Source organism: Neobacillus terrae (genome assembly GCF_011393025.1).
GTDB classification, from domain to species: domain Bacteria; phylum Bacillota; class Bacilli; order Bacillales; family Cytobacillaceae; genus Neobacillus_A; species Neobacillus_A terrae.
In genome coordinates this window covers 108,648-124,258 of sequence record NZ_JAAOEO010000013.1, presented here as the reverse complement: position 1 = coordinate 124,258, position 15,611 = coordinate 108,648, and the positions used below count along the sequence as shown (strand labels likewise).

Below are 15,611 nucleotides of genomic sequence, written 5' to 3'. Positions count from 1 at the left end.
TATTAAACTAACTGGGGCTTGAGTTCAAGATGGGGTTGCGGCGGCAGCTCCTTTTCTTTTTGTGCTAAAGGGGCAGGTTAGCACAAGAAGGTATTCGATTAAAAAATGTAGAATTAATAGTAACACTTAATGTCTGAGAGGGAAAAATGAAACCAACAAATAATGAACTTATTTTAAGTTGCCAAAAGTCTTTGTTAGGTGCAATACCATTCAAATTAAGAGGGCTAACAGTAAAATTAGAAAATAGAACGTTTTATTGGAAGGGTTATTTCGACGGTGAACCAACTGAGGAAGAAATAGAAATATTAAGCATCGCCTGTGTGGAGGTAATTGCTGATTTTCCAATAATCAAAGACTTTGAAGAGGAATATATAAATCATGCGTTTCCTTTAAAAATGGAAATGTTGCAATTTTGGGCTTTCCTAAGATGGGAACAAGGTTAAATCTTCAAAATGAAGATTGTGAAACAATGTACTTACACTAACGGGGGCAAGAGTTAAAGAGGAGGATCGTTGCAGCGGTCTTTTTTTCTTGTTCCACTAACGGACTTTTTTGATAGATTATTTTATGTCCATCGACATATTTTTAAGTGTTTTTTTGAGTTTATTCGTATTATATGATGTAAACGTTTATAAATAGAAAACAGGTGGGGTGATGCTAACTTGGATGATGAGATATTATCAAAAAGGTTAAAAGCTCATGAAATAAACGATTTTCCATTAATCATGAGCAAATATAATAAACTTTTATGGGTTATCATTGGTGGGATTTTGAATGAGGTGGGTACACAACAGGATATTGAGGAATGTATCTGTGATGTTTATATCAAGCTATGGGAGAGCCCAAAATCATTTAATCCTAAAAAAGGAACTTTGAAAACTTTCTTAGCTACGATTGCAAGAAATAAAGCCTTAGATAAATACCGACAATTGACAAAAATGAAAGCCGTTGAACTGAACGATGCCAATCATGCCTCAAATGGTGATTTGCTAGACTATGTTTTGAACAAAGAAACATGTGAACAACTTTATATAGCCATTAAATCATTTGATGAGCCTGATAAAGAAATTATGATACGTCGCTATTTTCTTGCGGAAAAACCAGCTGCGATCGCAAAAAAAATTTCTTCTATCAATGTAAAAGAAGTTGAAAACAGGCTATACCAAGGGAAATTAAGACTAAAAAGGTTGCTAGCTGACCAAGGAGGTACGGTTTGAAAACAAATCAATTGATTTCAGATTTGAGTGAAACCCAAATCGATGAACTACTTAAATATGCTCCTTCATATTCAGAGCAAAACGATAAAAATATTATGAACCGTTTTATAGAGAAAACATGTCAGATAAAAAAGAAACATACTAAAAAGAGACCCCTAATTGCTGCGGCAATGGTAGCTAGTTTACTATTTTCAGCAGGGTTAGTTTATGCAAATTCAGATAAATTGACAGCCATTTATCATGGGATTTTTGGTGAAGGGGGAACGTCATATATAATTCAATATGGTACTGTTTTGAATAATGAAGTTGAACATGAAGGAATTCAACTTAGAATATTATCGGTTATTCACAATCCCTCTGGTGATGTAATGATATTCTTCACATTAACAGATAAAACAGACGACCGATTAAGTAAAACGACAAAACTCCACGCAAATTTTGGATGGGATAATCTTGACTATGATCCTACCACTAAAACAATTACATATATGGCGGATATAAATGGAGAGCAAAGTCAAACAATGACTTACTCTATTCACTCTGTCACTACTGATAATGGAAAAACATACAATGGAAATTGGTCGGTCAAGTTTAAAGTTCCTGCGCAAGTAAAAACTCTTGAGATAGTTGCTAATAATAACTTCTCTTTACACAATGGGGCAAATGTAAAGTTTGATAAAGTAAGCTTGGATCCACTAGGACTAAGAATAAATTTCCACACTTTATCATCCATTGATAGCATTAATCGAGATTCATGGGAAGACTGGGATAGCTGGAGCAACAATACATTTGTGACTTATAAAGATGGAACGACTGTAAATTTATATGCTTACATGGCAGACAATAATCGGGTAGTATTTTCAACAGGATCAAGAGCAAATAGGAAAGTTATTGACCTCAAAAATGTAGCATCTATTACAATTGAGAATCAGAAAATACCTGTATCAAACAAATGATTTAAAAAATCAAAAAAGGCACCATTTATACTTTTAATTCAAAAGTCTCTAAACATAGTTTGTGAAATAATGTACTTAAGCTAACGGGGGCTTATGTTAGTAATGGTGTTGCTGCGGCAGCATCTTTTTTCTTATTCAGCTAACGCGACAGTTTAGTGGAAGAATGGTCTTTAGCTCTAATTCGGTAATCGGACCAGATTGTGGAGTAAGGGAGGTAATCAGATGGTTCATCTCGAAATTGTAAATTGTGCCAGAACAACATGTCGCAAATGCAGTTTTTACCAAAGGGATTATCTATTAAAGGGATAAAAAATGGAGGGAATAGAAAATGGATGTAAAGACACTTTTGTTACGGCAATGGGCAAGCTGCTTAGATGAAGAAGATTGGTTTCCACCACTTGAAAAAGTGCTAGAGGATATTACTCTTGAACAGGCAATTTGGAAGCCAGTTAAGGGGGAAATGAATTCCATTTGGGAATTAGTTTGTCATTTACTTTTCTATGAAAAGAGACTTCTGATGCGATTTCTTGGTGAAACAGCGAATGAACCCCAGGCAGAAGATAATGAATCTACATTTCGATTACCAACTGAGACGTTTCAAAATTGGAAGGAAACAAAACAAGAATACTTTTATGTTCATGGGGAACTTGAAAAAATACTAGCAAAATCAGAACATGAAGATTTGTATAGACAAATCCCCGGAGAAAGATCATTAGTGCTAGAACTGAAGAGTTTAGCAATGCATGACGCATATCATATTGGGCAAATTGTATTCCTAAGTAAAATGCAAGGAGCTTGGGCAGGGAAACGCAGCTTTTAAAAAGCTTTATTAGCTTTACAGTTATTCCACTATAGAGGGCTTCTGTTAATTAAAGGTGTTGCAGAGGCAGCATCTTTTTTCTTATTCAGCTAAACCAGCTAATAGTTTGTCAAGATTTTTCAATAAAAATAGAAATTAGGCCATGTTATACTAAAAATAAGCATGCTAAATAACCTTCCTTCATACTGAAATTGGAAGGTTTTGAGTTATTTAGTTAGCTTTACATTTCAAGCTATATCTTGGAAAGTGGTATTGCTTTTTAAAAGTGCATAAATCCAGTGAAGAAGCTTATTTGCACAGGCTATTATGGCTACTTTATATAATTTTCCTTCTGCACGTTTTTTTTCATAGAACTCTCGTAATTTCTTGTTACGAGGAATAATATCTTTAGTCGTTTTCTTTTTTCGGGCATCCCGAATGGCACACTTTACCGCCATGTATAACGCATGTCGGAGCCTGCTGGAGCCTCTTTTCGTTATCCGGTTTACTGTCCCTTTGAATCTGCCTGATTCAAAGATACTCGGATCAATTCCGGCAAATGCGACTAGTTTTTTAGGGTGATTAAACCGATCAATTTCCCCAATTTCCGAAATGATTGTTGCCGCAATCTTTTCGCCAATACCGGGGATTGATTGGATAATCTTATATTCTACCAGTTCTTTAGCCGAGGCATCTATCTCTTTCTCCAGCTTTGATATATGCTTTTGGTATTCTAAAAGCATTTTTATATACATTTCTAAGGTGAGAATATGGCTTTGATACAAGTTTGTTTGGAATGGATTTTTCATTGCTGCAGCTATTAATTGCTTTGACTTTGTCTTAGCCTAGCTGCTTGAACGGCTTTTACATAGCTCATTAATTTTATCGGCTAGAGCCTCTTCACTAACCCCCAGAACATCATTAGAAGTGGGAAATTCCAATAGGGTTAATAAAGAAACAACGGAATATAAGTCACCGAAAACCCCATGATACTCTGGAAATACTTGATCGAGCACTGCCTGAAATTGAAGTTTCGTCTGGACATACATAACTGTTATATTTTCGTGCTGCCTGGTAAGGTTGCGTAAGTTTAACAGTTGTATTCCACGCTTTTTATAAGGCTCCAGTTCTTCTTTGTAGTACAGCTCGCAGAGATGTCTTGCATCGACCACATCAGTTTTTACTTTACGTAAGGAAGAGCTTTTGGCTCGGTAAGAAACCAGGGGATTAATGATAATAAGCAAATATCCTCTTTCCTCGAAAAACTGAACAACTGGCGTATGATAATGCCCGGTTGCCTCCAAAACAATCGGAGGACGAATACCTGTGAGTGCTTCTATTTCTCTAAGATACTGATACAACATCTCTAAACCTTCAAGAGTATGAGATACTTTAAAACTACTTTTGTGTGGTTTTTTCTTATCCAAGAAAGCTTGAACCTGACTTTCACCTTTTGCAATATCCAGACCTATGACTGGATTCATTTTAACTCTCCTCCTCTAGAACAAATTAACCGGTACCCCTAGATCCTCCTTGCAGTGTCATAGCTTCGCTTGTTATACGAGATCAGAGTCCCAACCAGCCAAATCATGTTTAAGCAAGTAGGGGGTGAACTGTTTAGTTGACGGGATCTAAGTCCCACGGGGGCTTACGTTCTACCCCGGCTACCGTTATGATAAAACCATATAAAAAAAGGTCAACCAGAAATATCTGGCTAACCTTATAATACGAACGGGGGCTTGAGTTAAAGAAAAAATGAAGCTGATCTCAATCAGCTTTTTTAATTTCGTTGAAACAAAAAAGTGTCATAACTCAAAAGTATTAAACATGAATTCACTTCTCGATAAAATAGAGTTATTTAGTTTGGTCATTACTTATACTCATAAATGCATCCTAAAAACCGTTGAGAGGTGACTTGTAAATATGAGACAGTAAGTACAATCCATCAGGGATTATGTAACATAGCCGAAGCAACTATAAAAAGAGAGAAGTGCAATTAAATATCCTTTGAAGAATTTACTGGACGAACTATAAACATCCTAAAAGATTTATAAAGTAGATTTTCTTCCTTTTTTAAAGGCTATTTGATAAACGCCCCAGCAGGAAAAGCTTTAGAATTTGGAAAGGAAGGCTGGGAAATTAACACTGAAAGTGCACCTCATCAAAGTGATACAATAATCCACAAGACAACTCCAGACTCATTTTTGAATACCACATTAGAAGAAGAATTGAGTAAGAAGGGTATAAAACATATTCATATTGCAGGAATTCAAACAGAAGCGTGTGTTGACACCACTTGTCGCAGGGCTTTTAGTTTGGGGTATAAAGTAACTTTAATTTCAGATGCTCACAGTACATGGAACTCAAGTGAAATTTCTGCTCAACAAATTATTAACCATCATAATGGAGTTTTAAGATGGTTTGCAGACGTTTACCCATCCGAAGAAGTAGTATTTAGTTAAATGAGAGCTTTAATAGAACGAGGGAACTCTATAAAATTATTGAGTTCCCTTTTCTAATTTCAAAAACCAACATTAACCTTTAACATAGCTAAATTTAAAATTAGAACATTTGTTCCTTGAAGTGGATTATTTTTAAATATTCTGTATAATATTAGGGGATGATAATTTCGTAATTAAAATAATAAAAATTGAGAAGAAAAGGGGAGAATTAGTTGACACTAATAGATTCCTATAGAGGTAACATTGTAAGAAAAAAGAAGGAGTTATCAAAATTACAGTCAGATAGAGCCAATGAAACAAAGAAAATTCCAACACAAACAAATAAAATATTATCGGCAAAAAAAGCTATACAGCGAACAAAATCAATAACAACAATACAATCTAAATATAGAGAGATAGAACGAGCGGAAAGCGCATTGGCCACAATAAATAAGAAAATCGTTGATATCGATCGAAAAATAGCGAAGAAAGAAGCTGAAATCATGGCTGAAGAAAAGAAACTGAATCGCGAAAATGATAATGAACAAAAGAAAAGAGATGCGGTTGAAAAGAAAAGGATTATCGAAAATGAGAAGCGTATGAAGGAGGTTAGTGGAATGCTAGAAAAGCACAGTAAAATGCATCAACAAACGATTAGGGCTGTTGAAGAATTGAAAAATCTTCCTGAAAAAATTACTGTCCTATTTATGGCATCTAATCCTTTAGATGCACCACCATTAAGATTGGACGAAGAGGCTAGAGAGATTCAAGAAATGATAAGAAAATCTGAACACAGGGATTCGGTAACATTTAGAACTCGGTGGGCAACGAGGTCATTAGACTTATTACAAGCCATTAATGAAGAAGAACCTACCATTATTCATTTTAGTGGGCATGGGTCTGAAAATGATGAAATTGTTTTTCAAGATAATCAGGGAAATGCTAAATTGGTTTCCAAAGAAGCGATAGTCCAAACCATTATGAGTTCATCAGATAGTATTAAGCTTATATTTTTTAATACCTGCTTTTCTTATGGACAAGCACAGGCGGTAACAAAGCATGTGGATGCTGCAATAGGAATGACTACATCAATAGGTGATGATGCAGCGAGAGTTTTTGCAGCACAGTTTTATTCTGCAATTGGTTTTGGTCTTTCAGTAAAGAAATCGTTTGAGCAAGGAAAAGCTGCTTTAATGCTTGAAGGTATATTAGAGAAAGACACTCCGGAATTATTTGTGAAAGATGGTTTAAATGCAGAAGACCTGATAATCGTTAAACCCTAAGAAAAGGCTGGAGTCTAAAAAAATTTAAGTGGAGCGATAGGAATGAATATAATTTATCATTATCCACCTGATCTATTTAATCTATTAGTTGATACAATTCCCTTACTATTTAAATCAAAAGATAATGTAATACTCTTCTTTAAGGGAGCTGGAGTGCCTTCCCAATATACAAAGGATATGGAGGATAAAGTAAGATTAAATCGCCAAAGTATTTCTAAATATGAAATAGTTAGAACTGTTTTAACAAGGATTAATGAATCTGGTGAAAAAACATTAGGTGTGAGACGTGAAATATTGAAAAGGGTCGTAGAGTTCGAGAGTTTCGCATCCTGTTGGCCGGATGATCAACTAAAGGCTAGAGGATTGGTAGCGGAAATTCATAAAGTAGTGAATACCAAGGACTCATTTACTAGAATGAATATGGCTCGTGAAAAGGAAGCTGAAAAGAACCGTATTGAGTATCAAAAGAAAATCGAGGAAGCGCAAAACCTCCGTAAAGAAAGAGAGATAATTATACAAGACTTTAATACATTATTCAGCGTAAACAATCCACAAAAAAGAGGAAAACTTTTAGAGGATGTACTAAATAGGCTTTTTAAAAATTATGGAGTGCTTATTAGGGAATCATTTATTTTAAAAGGTTCTGACGGTGAAGGTATCATTGAACAGATTGATGGTGTAATAGAGGTAGAGAATAAGATATTTTTAGTAGAAATGAAATGGTGGGATAAGCCGATTGGAGTAGGTGAAGTTTCTCATCACTTAGTTCGGATTTTTAATCGTGGACATGCCTGCGGTATATTTATTTCTATGTCTCCTTTCACAGAGCCTGCTATAACAGTTTGTAAAGAATCGCTTTCTCAGGCATTAATTATTCTTATGAGTCTTGAGGAATTATATATAGTTCTTAATCAGGACGGAGACTTAAATGACTATTTAAAAAGAAAAATACAAGCAGCGGTAATTAATAAAGAACCATTACATGTCCCAGTGTAGAAAAGTTACAGATTGCACGCTGTTTAAGAATGAACCTATTCATTTAGTTAAACGTTCTTCTTCTAGCAATCAAAAATGGTTTAAAGGATCAAACCACCTTCTACTGATATAGCTATTGATAAGAATAGATTAGTAGCACATAGCTTGGGAAAAGTGTACTACTCTAGAGACATCATTAATGAAGGTCCTTTCAGAATTATTCAGTTGAATAGTTCAAGGCTTTGCATACCAATTAGATTTGACTATTATAACATGCTGAGGAACAGAAATATTAGAAGCGGCAAGTATCAATAAAGAAATTCATAAAAAATGAAAAGTTAAAAGACGAGAGATTCCTCTCGTCTTATTTTTGCCTCTTAAATAACTAAGGTATCAAATAACTGGATGTATTATAAGGATTAAAATGAGAGTGTGGAAATTACCATTATCACACTCTGCTGTTTAATTACCAAAAGGCTTTATATATTGGTTATATTTGTTAGTTAGGGTAAAATTAAACTTAGTATTTCGTTAAAAACGGGGGATTCTATATGATACGAGACTGGCTTAACCACTCGAAGCGAAGTAATCATGGATATAAATTTAATATAATAGATGTTTCCGAAACAGAAGTGCGAAAGGAAAAGTTATTTCCATCTTGGCTTGCTGGGGAACTGCTTATAGCATACAAAAATCCTGAACACTTAAAAAGAAGGTATCTTAAAAGGGAAAAGGATGAATTACGTGAATATTTGAAGAATGAAGTATTTCCTGATTTATCTACGGTAATGGATAAAAATGTTCGACGGGGCGACTGGGGAGAAATAGTTTCTAGTTTATTTCTACGAGATGTTATGAATCTTGAAACCGCTTTAATTAAACTGAGGTATAAACTTAATAGAAAAAAATCTTCTTTTGGTATAGATGTATTTGGTGTTCAACTTGATGACGCTGGAAAGGTCCGTAGCCTCTGTGTATGCGAAACAAAGACAAAAATTACATACGATAAACAAATTGGTGTCAAAGCTCATGACTCACTTTATATAAATGATACATCTTCTATTATTACAATTGCAGATTTTATGTCTACTCTATATTTTAATGAAGGTAATTTTGACCTTTCTGATCAATTTGATGAAATAGTGCTACAAAAGGCTAATTTTCCAACTGACCATCATATCTTCTTGGTACATGAAAAGAGTTTATGGAATGAAGATATTATAGTAGAACTAGATAATTTAAAAGGACTAAACCAAGGACTAAATTTTAATGTTTTACTCATTGATGAACTAGACAAATTTGCAAATCATTGTTTTTCATTAGTACCTGATGTAGGGGAGGAAATTGTTTATGGAACTCCTTGAATATATTAATAAAAAAGAAAAACAAGTAGAAGAAATGATTAATTCTTCGTTTTTTAGAAACCAGTATGGTCAGATTTTTGCTAAAAAAATGGGTGCAAACTTTAAAGCAACCTATAATGAATCGACAATATGGGGTTATGCATTATTTCTAAGTTCAGCAAGTGCCAAAGTTTTGACTCATAAAGAAAGCCCAGTATGTATGCAAGGACTTAAGGTTGCTGCCGAACTATTTGAAACTTTCTCTTTAATGTCAGAAGAATATGACAAAGAGTATGCTAAGATTTTATCTGCACTTTGCTATGACTTATCAGGTTTTCAAGCTAATTCTTCGTGTATATTAAAATCACTTGAATATAAGATTGAAGAAAATGAATTATTGGACAGGAGTGTAAATAATTTATTTTTATTAGTGACTTTGCTATTAAGGAAGCAGCTGCAGGCTATTAAACCAGCCGGCATGCAATATATAGGGGATTCTGAAAGTAATGAAATGGAATATCTTTGGGGAAAAGCGATTAGTGAATTTAGCAAATTTCAGTTAACTGGAGTTAATGGCGATTTTAATAAAGATTTAGCGGAAGCAAGGGAGTTAGCCCTGAATCTAAGAGATGCAACTCTCACAACTATATTAACATTATTAGAATTTAAAATGAGTATTTCTTATCAACGTACAACTTGGACAGTATTATCGGACTTAATTAAAGAATCATCTGAGGTTTGGGAACCATATTTAAGGTTGCTCGCTGCAAGTCCTTATTCAGATAATAAACTGATACCTCCTGAAGAGAGATTATCTCAATCAGAGTTCTGGAAATCACAAATCAATGCAATTAATAAAGGTGTCTTAGAAGATAACAGAGGTTTTATTATTCAAATGCCGACTAGCGCGGGAAAGACCTTAATTGCTGAACTATCCATCTTGCAACAGGTTGGAGGTAATAAAAAGTGCCTTTATATTGCTCCTTTTCGTTCACTTGTCAATGAGGTGGAAAATAGTTTAAGTAGTCGGTTATCGAAATTAGGCTATGTAGTTTCTAGCCTATCCGGAAGTTATGAGTTGGACGAACTTGATCAGTTTTGGTTAAGAGAAGCTGATGTATTAGTTGCTACGCCTGAAAAGGTTGACTTCTTAATTAGAGTAAAGCCTGAGTTATTTGTTGATATTTCCCTTTTTGTATTCGATGAAGGACATGTCTTAGGTAATTTAGATAGTAGATCAGCACAATTTGAATTACTTCTCACACGGCTTAAAAGATGGTTCACACCAAAACATAGCCGATTCTTATTTATATCAGCAGTTATGCCTGATGTTGATAGTGATGAGTTCGCAAAATGGCTAATAAATAATGACCAAGCAAAGATAGATTCACCTAAGCAATACGATGGTCAAGCATGGCAGCCTACAAGAAGATTAATAGGTTCCTTTTCATGGAACGGAACTAATGGCCAAGTTGAATTTGAAAATTATGTTCAAAATATAGGTAGAAGAACTACAAAGATTTTTATTCCGAATTTTATAAACCCTTTACATTGGGAAATCACAACCGGAAAGAAGAAAAAAAAGGTTATTGAAAAAGTTTTTCCTAATTTTACTAATAAGTCAGAAACTACAGCAATTTTGGCGTACAGGTATCTCCGGGAGGGATCAGTACTTATTTATTGTGCTACAGTAGGCCGAGGTGGTGGGGGAGGTGTCTATAGCGTATTAAAAGCATTCTTAAAGTTAATCGATATTTTAGATAATTACTATGATGTTGAAACACATTTTCCGAAGATAGATGATAGTGAAGCATTGGAAGCTGCAATTAGGTGGTATGGAGAAGATAGCATAATAACTCAATGTATAAGCAGGGGAGTAGCACCTCATTTTGGAGATTTAGCAGATGAAGTAAGAAAAGCTGTCGAAAGAGAATACGCGCAAAAAAAGTTAAAGATACTTGTTGCAACACATACGCTTGGACAAGGAGTAAATTTGCCAATAAAAACTTTACTGGTCTACTCCTTAGATATTATTCCAAACCCTTCTGAACGTTTATCAGTTAAAGTTAGGGATTTTTGGAATATAGTTGGTAGATCTGGTAGAGCAGGGCGAGAGACAGAAGGACAGGTTGTTTTTGTTATAAATTCTGCACGTGATAGAGCTTTATATACTGAATACTCCAATCCATTAAATTCTGAGAGAGTTAGAAGTATATTTACTGTTGCAATGGAATTACACCGTGAAGGACGGATCTCTCAACAAGCTTTACAAGACGTTATCGCAGAATACTCTGAACCTGCGCTTATGAATTTTCTTGTTGAAGAAGTTGTTGATACTCCAGATCAACAACTAATGGAGTCCTTTGTTGGAGATACCTTATTTAAAATACAATCAATAGAAGAAGATTCACAATATGTTAATAGCATCTTGCTCGAAACTGCTAATCGTTTTTGGAGTATTGAACCAAGAGAAAAAAAAGTTGTATTTGCGAGAACTGGTTTAACTCTTAATTCATGTCTGAAAATTGAAGAAGCCTTACTAAGTTCTCAAAGTCTTAGTATGGCCATTGATGAAGAAAATGAAGTGGAATTTTTAAAGCTTGCATTAAAATGCTTAATAACATGTGAAGAAATGCAACCAAAAGACACATTAAAAAGCGTTTCAATCGTGGGTAACACCAAGCTTGAACCTTTTATACTTTCGTGGATAAATGGGGATGATTTAGATCAGCTTAGAAAATTGTGGTCAGATTCTGTTGGAGAAGAAAACGTAGATTTAATGAATGTTTACATAGAAGATTGTCTAGCTTATAGATATCCTTGGGGAATCACATCGGTAATCTTCATTGCATCTTATATTTTGGGGCGCGATTGGAATAGTCTTAGTAAAAGTATATTAAGCCTACCATCAAAAATAAAAAATGGATTGAACGATACTTATGCTTTATGGTTGAAAGATATGGGTTTGATATCTAGAAAAGATTGCTTGCTGTTATCAAAGTCTTATGATGGTTCTTCAGATTTACGTTCTTTTATAAATTGGTTTGTGAATCTTCAAGTCGATGATATTAATAAGTTTGGGGTAAATTCAACATATGGATTACGTAATATTTTCAATTTAATATCCAAAATTAATATAAAAGACAACAACACGAGTAATTTTAAAAAGACCAACCATTCCTTCAATATAAAAGGAATACCATATGTAGCTGAGAGAATTGAAGTAGCGAAACTCATTAAAGTTGGGGATAAATTATTATTTAAGAGACAGCAGGAGAATGAATTTGATTCGTTTGCAATACAAATTTTATACCAAGATAAGCAACTTGGTTTTGTTCCAAGAAGGCTAGCTAAAATATTTTCATTTCATATGGATATTATGGGAACGGAAATTGAATGCAGGGTAAGTAGGAAATTTGGAAGCAATATACAAGTTGTAACTAGTTATATTTAATAATTATAATAACGACCCAAAAAATTTCGATATCAACAATTCCGTTGGGTGGTTTATTTTAGTTCAAAGTAAAAAACTTATTCATAATTTTATTAATCAACAGGTCTACTAGGATATCAAGATTATCAAGTTCTACATCATTTTTGCCAGCAAGAAGTGAGTATTAAGGTATAACCGCGATATAATGTTTGTTTTGAGCTGTAACTGCTTTTCGTACTTTCACTTAGATTTCATGCAAGTTTTTACCGAAGTTATAGCAAAAATTTTTAGAGGTTTTCTAGCATATTGTGAAGAAGTTCAGAGTGAGAAAACAGCCATTATCGCACTCCAAAGCACCCCTCAGCTGTTAGCTAAGAGGTGTTTTTTCTTTCCATAAACGCTGCACACTTACCAGTGGATTATCTTCAAAGGTCATCTTGTAAATATCAGGTTTGATAAAAGACATCTTCAATATAACATCAGTAATGTTGAACAGACTATGGACCGATTTTCAAGATTGTGGATATTGGAGATTATTTCCCTCACTTTACTTACTATTTATCTTACCTACTTAATTTAAAAATAAAATAAAGTAGATGCATGAAGTAATTGTGAATATACAAATGATTGTAACTTGGTATTTGATTATAAACGAATAAACATCTGCAGAAGTGGTCTTGCCCAGTCAAGTAGAAAACATAAAAAAGTTATGCTGAAAGCGCGTGTCGATAATTTAAACGGCGCGCGTTTCTTTAGTTTTTTCTTTCTTCGTTTAAAATTATGGTGATAGAAATAATTTTCGATTGCTTGCCTTAGATCTTCATCTGAATTCACTGTTTCATATAGAAGTTCTCTGTTTCCGGGTGTGAGAAAAGTGATTCTTCGCAGGCATTGTCTAGGCGGTTTCCTTTTCGAGAGTGGCTGCTGTGATGCCGTTAGACTTAAATCAGATGTTGTATAGTTTGGGCATAAACTGAAGCCCTAATAAATGGAGAACGGCTCCAACTAAGTTCTTTTTCTTTGGCCACTATTCTACTTTGTTTAGCGCAACTTCCAGATTATTTTCCTAGCTAGCTCCCAACTGACAATTTCATTATTGAAAAAATCCTTAGTAACGGATAAATAATAAAATTCCTTCCCATCAGGAACATGGATAATATTCGTTACCATCATCTGATTGGGGCCTATGATTTTCCACTTATGTCGATTCGGGAAAATAAAAGAAGGATTATGCCGTGAGTTGAAGAAAGGATGGCTATGAAGATTTTCCCATGAAAGTTCTTATAATTTGTTGGCGATAAAAAAGTAGCCGATTACCATCACGGTGTTTGGGACCTGAAACAGAAGAAATTTTTCCGATTTGGTGTTTTTTTAGAATCTTCTTTATGGGAATATTATTTTCCATCGATATTTGTAATGTAGTAATAAATTGGTCATTAAAGTATTGGAAAGTTGATATTGGTATGTTATCTTCGCCTGAATATGAAAAGGAGCCAAATCTACCGGTTTTTATCCAATGGATGATATCGGACTTTTTAACACCTAATATAAAAATTAATTCTCTAATAGAAATAAAACCGTCTGTGGTACCCCCACTGATGAAAGCTTCTGTTACGTAATGATATACCTTGGATTTACTTACAGTTGAATCGGCTAGTTTTATATTACTAATACAGATTGTTATTCTTCGATTTAGGATTCCCTTCATTAAAATAATTGAGTTGCTAGGACTAATCCATTCCATTGCGTTCCTAATTGTTATTGGTGAATCCATGGAATTACTAGATAGGGATCGCAGTTTACTTTCAAACGATTCTACTGATATGAGTGGAATGACCCAAGTTGTTAAAGGGCCTACTTTAAAATTAAACACATTTTCTAATAAATTGTTTTGTAATAAAGAAAATGTCGACTTAGCACTCGTATTCCATCTCATCCTCAACTGCTCTTTTGAAATACTATTTTCATACATGTTCATAAAATAAAATAAGTCATTAGTGCAAACTAATGAAACAGGTTGTTGGAGATATTTTGTTCGATAGATAGGTATTAAATTACTTTCAATAACTCCGGCATCAAACTTATTGGTAATTAACCGTATTTGGTCAGATCTTAAATAGTTTTTTTGCTTATCTAAATTAAGATGAGTGTAGGCAATATAGTTGTTTAATTCTGAAGAAATAGGAGATAAGTTGGATCCGTAAAGGGTGGGCACTGTGTTTTGTATAAAGTATCGGTATTCTTTTTTATTTTTTTTTTCGGATTGTCTTAATAGATCATGAAACTTTCTTGGCCAATGTTGCAAAATCTTGAAAGCAAAGATATAAATACAAATTGCATGTTCTATTTGTTTGGCATTTTTTAAATGATTTCTTTCTAGTGCTCTACCATTGTATCCAATACACAATTCTTCACAAAATAACTCTTCTTTGTTTAAAAATCGGGCACTCCAACATCCTAAGAACTCTAATGCGTTTATTAGCCCTTTCTTATCTTTTATCCAATTATGGTCAAATTGAAAATAACTCTCATTTAGTAAATGATCAATGGTTAACTGAAAATCAACAAGAATCGAGTCAGCATCTACCCTTGTAGGGATATAGTCAGATATATTGCTATTACAACCTTTGCACTGGTTTTTAATAATCGATAACATATCAAAAAGGCAATTGCAAAATGGGCACCTATCCATTAGAAGAACTTTGTGCTTTGAGCAGATTAATGTATAAGAACATGCCCATCGCTTCCGATGATAGACGGTTTCTTGTAAGCAAAGAGGACAGCATTTTATCCGTGAGTATAGAAACCAGGGGTTTTTCTCTACGCTTTTAACTTCTAGTCCCAGGTGTTCTAATACAGGGTGATATGTTAGGCTTTCTGCCTCGTTCATTGAGATTCCAAGGAAGTTTGCTATTGCCTTTAGTTTTATTCCTGTTAACCAGTTCACTTCATTAGGAATAACATTTTCCCCAGAAAAATCCTTAAAATTGATAAAAATCCAGTTTAATTGATCCATGAAGTTTTCCTTTGCTGTCCTATAAAGCAGACTGCATAAAGACTCATCAGGATAATTTTGATTGAAAAACAATAACATAGAGCCATCACCCATTTTTTTGATAACAGTATTTCCTATTATTATTTAGTTATACGGGTTAATTAATCTG

The 15,611-nt window shown here is 34.1% G+C and carries 10 protein-coding genes and 1 pseudogene; 9 read left to right on the top strand and 2 right to left on the bottom strand.

Going from position 1 to position 15,611, the window contains the following annotated elements; all coding sequences use genetic code 11:
• Positions 1-146: 146 nt before the first annotated feature.
• The 4 genes from G8761_RS17905 (at position 147) to G8761_RS17890 (ending at position 2,993) form a co-directional block, all read left to right on the top strand.
• A complete protein-coding gene (locus G8761_RS17905) occupies positions 147-443 on the top strand; it encodes a MafI2 family immunity protein (protein WP_166029146.1) in 297 nt (98 codons plus the stop codon).
• Positions 444-662: 219 nt separating this feature from the next.
• Positions 663-1,217 (top strand): sigma-70 family RNA polymerase sigma factor, encoded by a 555-nt coding sequence (locus G8761_RS17900; protein ID WP_166029144.1) that lies wholly within the window; start codon positions 663-665, stop codon positions 1,215-1,217.
• Positions 1,214-2,173 carry a DUF4179 domain-containing protein gene (locus G8761_RS17895; protein ID WP_166029142.1) on the top strand — a complete coding sequence of 320 codons (960 nt, stop codon included), beginning with the start codon at positions 1,214-1,216 and terminating at the stop codon, positions 2,171-2,173. The genes G8761_RS17900 and G8761_RS17895 overlap by 4 nt, the downstream gene beginning before the upstream one ends.
• Before the next feature lie 328 nt (positions 2,174-2,501).
• Positions 2,502-2,993 (top strand): DinB family protein, encoded by a 492-nt coding sequence (locus tag G8761_RS17890; RefSeq protein WP_166029140.1) that lies wholly within the window; start codon positions 2,502-2,504, stop codon positions 2,991-2,993.
• A gap of 227 nt (positions 2,994-3,220) precedes the next feature.
• Here G8761_RS17890 and G8761_RS17885 read toward each other — a convergent pair.
• Positions 3,221-4,456: pseudogene (locus tag G8761_RS17885) on the bottom strand (IS110 family RNA-guided transposase).
• Positions 4,457-5,056: 600 nt separating this feature from the next.
• Here G8761_RS17885 and G8761_RS17880 point away from each other — a divergent pair.
• The 5 genes from G8761_RS17880 (at position 5,057) to G8761_RS17860 (ending at position 12,468) form a co-directional block, all read left to right on the top strand.
• Complete coding sequence (locus G8761_RS17880) at positions 5,057-5,434, top strand: isochorismatase family protein (RefSeq protein WP_166029138.1); 378 nt, start codon at positions 5,057-5,059, stop codon at positions 5,432-5,434.
• Positions 5,435-5,646: 212 nt separating this feature from the next.
• Positions 5,647-6,696: a CHAT domain-containing protein gene (locus tag G8761_RS17875; RefSeq protein ID WP_207789264.1), complete on the top strand. Its 1,050-nt coding sequence runs from the start codon at positions 5,647-5,649 to the stop codon at positions 6,694-6,696.
• A 42-nt stretch (positions 6,697-6,738) separates the two neighbouring features.
• Positions 6,739-7,692, top strand: a complete 954-nt coding sequence (locus G8761_RS17870) for a restriction endonuclease (RefSeq protein WP_166029136.1) — start codon at positions 6,739-6,741, stop codon at positions 7,690-7,692.
• A 530-nt stretch (positions 7,693-8,222) separates the two neighbouring features.
• Entirely contained in the window at positions 8,223-9,035 is an 813-nt protein-coding gene (locus tag G8761_RS17865) for a Hachiman antiphage defense system protein HamA (RefSeq protein ID WP_166029134.1), read from the top strand.
• Complete coding sequence (locus G8761_RS17860) at positions 9,022-12,468, top strand: DEAD/DEAH box helicase (protein WP_166029132.1); 3,447 nt, start codon at positions 9,022-9,024, stop codon at positions 12,466-12,468. Before G8761_RS17865 ends, G8761_RS17860 begins: the two co-directional genes overlap by 14 nt.
• A 1,234-nt stretch (positions 12,469-13,702) precedes the next feature.
• Here the strand turns inward: G8761_RS17860 and G8761_RS17855 are convergent.
• Positions 13,703-15,541 (bottom strand): TniQ family protein, encoded by a 1,839-nt coding sequence (locus tag G8761_RS17855; protein WP_166029130.1) that lies wholly within the window; start codon positions 15,539-15,541, stop codon positions 13,703-13,705.
• Positions 15,542-15,611 lie beyond the last annotated feature (70 nt).